The sequence below is a fragment of the Metabacillus mesotrionivorans genome, from assembly GCF_052171315.1.
Classification (GTDB): Bacteria; Bacillota; Bacilli; order Bacillales; family Bacillaceae; genus Bacillus_P.
This window is the reverse complement of the sequence record NZ_JBQMFF010000014.1, coordinates 38278-38583: the sequence shown is the minus strand read 5'-3', so window position 1 is coordinate 38583 and position 306 is coordinate 38278. Positions and strand designations below refer to the sequence as shown.

1 protein-coding gene is annotated in these 306 nt (G+C 41.2%); it reads left to right on the top strand.

Translation table 11 applies throughout. The annotated features are described in order from the left end of the window. Positions 1 to 306 (top strand): glycoside hydrolase family 68 protein (locus tag ACTSEZ_RS20470; protein WP_369736086.1); only part of this gene is annotated, 306 nt, incomplete at both ends.

Here is a 306-nt window from a genome sequence, read left to right as displayed (position 1 = left end):
GACAGCAATGATAAAAACGTACCGAATGACCCATACTTAAAACGTCAGTCTGAAGAATGGTCAGGTTCAGCTACATTCACAGAAGACGGAGAGGTCCGCTTGTTCTATACAAACCGTGAAGCTTTCAATGCTGATGCAGGTTATTATGGAAAACAAACCTTAACAACGGCACAAGTAAATGTCTCTCAGCCTGATTCAAAATCACTTAAAATTGATGGCGTTTCTGACTATAAGTCCATCTACGAAGGCAAAGACAGCAAATACTATCAGACAGTAGACAAGTTTGCTAAAGACGGCGCTCCGAAT